This window comes from Vallitalea maricola (assembly GCF_036985595.1).
In the GTDB taxonomy this organism is placed as follows: domain Bacteria; phylum Bacillota; class Clostridia; order Lachnospirales; family Vallitaleaceae; genus Vallitalea; species Vallitalea maricola.
Window position 1 is genome coordinate 1 of record NZ_BTPU01000233.1, and the last position, 429, is coordinate 429.

A 429-nucleotide genomic window follows, 5' to 3' on the forward strand; every position below is an offset into this window, starting at 1 on the left:
AAAAAGGACACAGCGTATCCTTAGTTCATTACTGGGAGTTAGAAAGATTAACAGGTATTAAGCAACAAAGGTTACCATTTTTTGATGTTAAGCAGTGTAAAGAAATCATCAATGAATTGTTAAGTGAGTATGATATTACATTAGATGATGGAGTAGAGATATGGGGTGAGCCAGAGTTACAAGAGGATGATAGCTATTTACCAAAGTACTTGTTTCCTGAATACACATTACACGGTTTTGCTCATTTGGCATCTTGTCTTTGTATGGATATGGATTTATTCAGGGATGAAAATATTCTAGCATTTGCTGTAGACGGTGGTTCTGATAACACTATTGATGCGTATGATAGAGAGGGTATAAGTGAATATGACCGGCACTTTTATATGGGATGTTACTCAGAAGCTGGAAATAAGTTCAACTTTTTTCCAG

General features: G+C 35.7%; 1 protein-coding gene. It reads left to right on the forward strand.

Annotation, left to right across the window (positions count from 1 at the left end):
• Window positions 1–429, forward strand: a 429-nt coding sequence (locus tag AACQ14_RS23965) for a hypothetical protein (protein WP_339366054.1), incomplete at both ends; no start/stop codon positions are given.